The organism is Frankia sp. Cppng1_Ct_nod, assembly GCF_920656135.1.
Classification (GTDB): domain Bacteria; phylum Actinomycetota; class Actinomycetes; order Frankiales; family Frankiaceae; genus Protofrankia; species Protofrankia meridionalis.
In genome coordinates this window covers 3,396-8,278 of sequence record NZ_CAKKTK010000125.1, presented here as the reverse complement: position 1 = coordinate 8,278, position 4,883 = coordinate 3,396, and the positions used below count along the sequence as shown (strand labels likewise).

The 4,883-nt window shown below is 64.4% G+C and carries 8 protein-coding genes and 1 pseudogene; 6 read left to right on the top strand and 3 right to left on the bottom strand.

Going from position 1 to position 4,883, the window contains the following annotated elements:
• On the top strand, positions 1 to 396 hold a 396-nt coding region (locus tag NBW77_RS21405), incomplete at its 5' end, for a CehA/McbA family metallohydrolase domain-containing protein (RefSeq protein ID WP_131747269.1).
• Between the two features lie 277 nt (positions 397 to 673).
• Entirely contained in the window at positions 674 to 901 is a 228-nt protein-coding gene (locus tag NBW77_RS21400; RefSeq protein WP_165486169.1) for a hypothetical protein, read from the top strand.
• A gap of 83 nt (positions 902 to 984) precedes the next feature.
• Here NBW77_RS21400 and NBW77_RS21395 read toward each other — a convergent pair whose 3' ends face one another.
• Positions 985 to 1,392 carry a MarR family winged helix-turn-helix transcriptional regulator gene (locus NBW77_RS21395; protein WP_242605904.1) on the bottom strand — a complete coding sequence of 136 codons (408 nt, stop codon included), beginning with the start codon at positions 1,390 to 1,392 and terminating at the stop codon, positions 985 to 987.
• Between the two features lie 397 nt (positions 1,393 to 1,789).
• Between NBW77_RS21395 and NBW77_RS21390 the strand changes: the two genes are divergently transcribed.
• A complete protein-coding gene (locus NBW77_RS21390; RefSeq protein WP_131747272.1) occupies positions 1,790 to 2,272 on the top strand; it encodes a putative universal stress family protein in 483 nt (160 codons plus the stop codon).
• A gap of 57 nt (positions 2,273 to 2,329) precedes the next feature.
• Here NBW77_RS21390 and NBW77_RS21385 read toward each other — a convergent pair whose 3' ends face one another.
• Positions 2,330 to 2,584, bottom strand: coding sequence for a hypothetical protein (locus tag NBW77_RS21385; protein WP_131747273.1), 255 nt, complete (start codon positions 2,582 to 2,584; stop codon positions 2,330 to 2,332).
• A 133-nt stretch (positions 2,585 to 2,717) separates the two neighbouring features.
• Positions 2,718 to 3,128 carry a hypothetical protein gene (locus NBW77_RS21380; RefSeq protein ID WP_131747274.1) on the bottom strand — a complete coding sequence of 137 codons (411 nt, stop codon included), beginning with the start codon at positions 3,126 to 3,128 and terminating at the stop codon, positions 2,718 to 2,720.
• Positions 3,129 to 3,564: 436 nt separating this feature from the next.
• Here NBW77_RS21380 and NBW77_RS21375 point away from each other — a divergent pair, with 436 nt between their 5' ends.
• The 3 genes and pseudogenes from NBW77_RS21375 (at position 3,565) to NBW77_RS21365 (ending at position 4,588) form a co-directional block, all read left to right on the top strand.
• On the top strand, positions 3,565 to 3,846 hold the full coding sequence (locus NBW77_RS21375) for a hypothetical protein (RefSeq protein WP_131747275.1): 282 nt from the start codon (positions 3,565 to 3,567) through the stop codon (positions 3,844 to 3,846).
• Positions 3,847 to 4,203: 357 nt separating this feature from the next.
• Positions 4,204 to 4,446: pseudogene (locus NBW77_RS21370) on the top strand (IS30 family transposase); the annotation flags it as partial.
• Positions 4,433 to 4,588, top strand: coding sequence for a helix-turn-helix domain-containing protein (locus NBW77_RS21365; RefSeq protein ID WP_217497603.1), 156 nt, complete (start codon positions 4,433 to 4,435; stop codon positions 4,586 to 4,588). The pseudogene NBW77_RS21370 and the gene NBW77_RS21365, both read left to right, overlap by 14 nt.
• Positions 4,589 to 4,883: the final 295 nt, after the last annotated feature.

The window sequence follows — 4,883 nt, the reverse complement described above, 5'->3', positions numbered from 1 at the left end:
CAACGGCACCGTCTGAGCGCCTACGTCGCCGACGACGCGCACTTCCAGCCCCAGGACCCGCCTGGCTGCGCGGCTTGGGTCCAGGTCCGCGCTGCATCCCTCGACCCGGACACGCTCCTCGCGGCGCTCAAGGCGGGCCACTACTACGCCAGTACCGGCCCCGAGCTGTACGACGTCCAGCTCCACGGCGACATCGTCACTGTCCGCTGCTCACCGGTCCGCAAGGTGCTGATTACCGGAGGCGTCCCGGGCCTCCAGATCAAGGAGGGCAAAAAACTGACAGAGTGCTCGCTGCCCGTCTCGATGTTCAGCGGCGGATACTGCCGCATCACTGTCGAGGACACCGACGGGCGACGCGCCTGGACAAACCCGATCAGCGTCGGTTCAGAACCCTGATTCCGTCGTCCCCGCCCGCGCGGGGATCTTCCCCGCCGGATGGTGTCACCTACTACCGGAACCTGGTCGTCCCCGCCCGCGCGGGGATCTTCCGTCCCGGTATGGGTGGGCCGACCGGGCCATCCTGGCCGGACTGGCACGGCTCCTCCCACGGGCGTCGTGGCCGATCCTGCCCGTCCGCCCGGAAACCGATCCTGCACCTCGCCGTGCCGGCCTCACCTGGCGGCAGGTCCTCCAGGCGCAGGCCCGCGGAATCCTCGCCTGTGATTTTTTCACGGTGAAGACGGTGCTACTGAGCAGGCTGTACGTGCTGTTCTTCATCGAGCTGGAATCCTGCCGAGTACATCTCGCCGGCGTCACCCACCACCCCACCGGCGACTGGGTCACCCAGCAGGCCCGGAACCTGCTCATGACCTTGGACGAGCGGGCTGCACAGGTCCGGTACCGGCCAGGCGCGGACCACTTCCGGGACATCCCTCAACGAGAAACCGCCGGCCTGTCGTGATCGTCGCACATGTACATGAGCCAGCCACTCGAACAGTTCGCAGGGGATCGGTGGACTCGTTCGCCGAGCGGTCACCTGCGTGGTCAGACCGTCTCATTGGCGAGCCTCGCGAGCGCTCTGCCGGCTCGCATGAGGTCCGCCAGATCCTGTCGATCGAGCTGGTGCAGGCGCTGGAAATACCAGCCGTCGACGACACGGCGTGACTCCTGGACTGCGTTAAGGCCCTTGTCGGAAATCCGCACGATGAACTGGCGGCCGTCGTACTCGTCATTCTCCCGGATTACCAGGTCACGTTCGACCAGGGTTGCCAACGCACGTGTCATCGAGGGTTTGCGTACACCTTCGAGGTGGGCGAGCTGCGTCGGTGTCAGAGGGCCCAGCTGCTGCAGAGTGGACAGTGCGGACATCAGACTCGAGGGCAACGCCTGCGGGTTACGCTGGCGTTCCGCCCGTTGCGAGCGTGCGAGTTTCGTTATCGAGGTTCGCAGCATGGTCACGAACGCTGGGTCGATGTAGTCGTTTTTGCGCGGACCCGCACTTCTGCCGGTGGCGGGGCCCTGCCCGTGTCTCGGGGCCGGCGGGCCGCTGGTCGATCGCGCAGGCACGGTCACTGACCCATGGTAACGAATTGCTGACAGGGCTGTGTCGTCGCTGGCCCTCGGGTACCGATCGTATATATCGGAAGACGCATGGGATGCATTACTTGACAAATATCCGTGAGCGTTCACCATCTGGCTGGTGATACGCATCCACGGTGTGTTCGGGTCCATCCGCAGAAGCTCGTATGAGGGTCGGCGAAACCGGTCAGCGGGTCCGGTGCGCAGTGCAATGGCCAGGATTATGACCGGTGCGTCCGGACCGCGGCCGGTAGGGCGAGATCGGTGTGCCGTGTCGCCCAGCGTCATCTGCTACCTGCCGGACACGACAACGGAGTCCAACGCGGCGCTGCATTCCGCTCTCGGGATCGCTACCCGTCGTTGGCTTGGCGGGCGTTGTGCGCGGGTCGTGGCTATCCATGTCACGAAATTGCACTTCATGCCGACCGATACCGTAGACATGTCGGGCCGGTATCTGGTTCTGCAGGCGGCTGAGGATCTGCGGACTGCGGTGGAATCCCGGGTGGGCGAGGCGCGCCGAGCCTCGGGGGTTCCTGTTGTCTTCGTGTCCGACCGTGGACCGGTGGCTGCCACGCTGACACGACATGTCAACCTGTGGGGCGGGGATGTGATCGTCCTGCCGATGGCGGGTGGCGCGAGGTCGAGGTTTCGGCTGGCAGCTCGGTTACGCCGGGCAACCAACGCGGTTGTCGTCAACCAGCCAGCGCATTCACGGAACATGGCGGTGTGGGCGAGCCCTGCTGACAGTTCGTGACGGTGGCTCCCGTGACGGTGGCTCCCGTGTTGCGGGGGCTTGCGGCGGGAGCCGCGGTCACAGCGGCCTGCGGTCGGCTCGACCGACCGACACGATGTCCTTTGTCATCCAGCTGACATCGTTTTCGGTGACGCATAGCCGCTCCGCGATCTCCTGGCTGGTCCGACCGGAGTCGACCGCTTCACGAAGCGCCTGATTGCGTACGGTCCGCAGGGATGTGCGCCGATCACAGTCCGTCCAGATAAGATCGTTTGCCACGACAGCCCGCTCGACCGGGTCGGAGATCGCAAGTACCTCGTCATGGGAGAGCACGCGATGATAGTGGACGTTCCGCGGCGATCTGGCAATGTCTCGGTGCGGCCGAACTCGACTCACGGCATCCAGGCCGCCGTGTCGTCGGCGGGCAGATCTATGGGGTTCGCCTGGCGCACACCATGAATTGCTCTCAGGTGGGCAGGGTACGCCGTCGGTCGTGGCGTTCCTGGACGCGCTGGTAGATCTCCAGGGCGAGGTTGAGCACCAGATGCCCTTCGTGGGCCGGGCGGCGGAACGTGTCGGGCTGTACGCCAAAGAGGCGGGCGGCCCGTTCCCGGCGCTGATCCAAGGACAGGCCGAGGGTGCCGGGCCACAGACACAGCATGATCCCCATTGCCTCGCTGTGCGGCTGTTCCAGGGCGGCGACGGCCGCGGTGAGCAGGCGGTGGGCGTGGATTGCCCGGTCGTGGATCGTCTGGCGGGGCATGCCCGTTTCGGCAGGCCAGACCAGGTCGACGAATTCCGGCGCATATGTGATCAGCTCGGCGGGACGGCCTCCGCGGCGGAGCGTCCGACCGAGGTGGTTTTGGATTTGTTGCACATTTGTTGTGTTCATTGGGTGGTTCGGTCGTTCCCTTCCGCGGGACAGCTCTCGTGCCAGTTCTATGCCAGGCGCGTCCGGTGGTGGCTGCATCAGCCTTCCGGTTACCGGTCTCGTGCCTATTTCATGCCTGGTTTTTGTGCTGGTGGTGCGCATGGAATCTGCCCGGTCCAGAGGCTGCATTCTGCCATGGCGGCGATATTGACTACTCGGTGATGGGCGGGGTTTGCGCTCGCAGTGTGCCGGGTGCGATGCCGCCAGGCCGTTCGTCGAGCTTCACAGTTGCCTCCGGTGGGGCAGGGAACAGGAGGGTTGTCGATGACTATGTGTGTGCATCCGGCCAGGTCCGGTCGGCCCCCGGACGAGGCGGAGATCTCCCAGTATCTGCTCTGCCGATTCCGTCGGCTTCCCACCGTGACTGAAGTCGGTTAGGGCCGTGGTCGCCGCGGAGCCGGCAGCGACACCGGAGCCGGCAGCGACACCGGAGCCAAGGCCCGTACCGACGCCAGAGTTGTCGCCGGAGCAGCCGTCGCTGTTGTTCGCGGCGGTCCTGTTCGCAGGAGAAGGCCGTTCCAGGGTCGTCGAGGTGACGATTCTCTTCGAAAGCGCCACCGCGGCCGACGAGTACGCGGTACGGCACGGGTGGGGCGACTATGCCGTTGGCGTGATTCGCTTTCCTCTTCCGCCGCGGTCCTGCCGGGTCCGGTGGGTGGCGTGAAGCCGAATGGTATGTCGGGGCGGAGCGCCGTAGCGGTGGCCACCGCATCACGTTCGACGTCGGGTACTGCTGCGCAAAGTTGTTCAGTGAGCTTTTTCCATCTTGATTCTTTGAGCGTCAGAACAGGACAGTTCGGATGACGTTGTTCCAGGTTTGACCGAGGCGGCATCAAATGGTCATAGCGACGCTCCGATAGGATCATCTCGGTAGCGTCGAGGGACTGGATGGTGGATGGCCCGGCACACCGATTTCACCGTGAGTAGCCGGAATGAAATAACCTGTTCATTTTGAGCCTTCTGCAGGCCCGTGACCTGCGAAGACGCTCCCGAGGATGCATTTGTTACTTCATTACAGATCCTGAGAACCGGCATGCCAGTCTATTTCTGCGACCCACATTCGCCGTGGCAACGGGGCTCGAACGAGAATACCAACGGTCTTCTTCGGCAGTACTTCCCGAAGGGTACCGATCTGTCCTTGTATTCCCAGGCTGATCTCGATAGAGTGGCCGCAGAGCTGAATGGCGGACCCCGTGAGACGTTGGGCTGGCGAAAGCCGATAGAAATGTTCAACGATCTGTTGGAACGGCATGCGTCGCCATGACCGCTTGATTCCGCCGGTCAAAAACTATGTCTCCAGCATTCTGGAGAAGCTCGGCCTCACCAGCCGGACCCAGGCCGCGATCTTCGCGATGAAGCGCGGGGCCGCACCACCGACCGGCACGCCGGTGCAGCCGGTGGACTGAACCCCGCCGGCCGTAGGTGGAAACCGTTGTTATCACGATGGTTTCCACCTACGCTGTCGGGTCCGGTTCGGATGATCGCCGTGGGGTGGAACCCGTCGAGCGGTACCTGGCTCGGCGACCCGGACGCGGTCGGGATTTTCCTTTATGTCACCATGCCGAGCGGGCCTGCCCGTCGCAGGCGTATGCCGACTACCGGGAGAGCGCGATGAGCACACCGGGACAACCCGCCGAGGACCCGAAGAGTGACCCGGCCCAGCCCGGCTCGGGATACCCGTCCGGTCCCGGTTATCCCGGT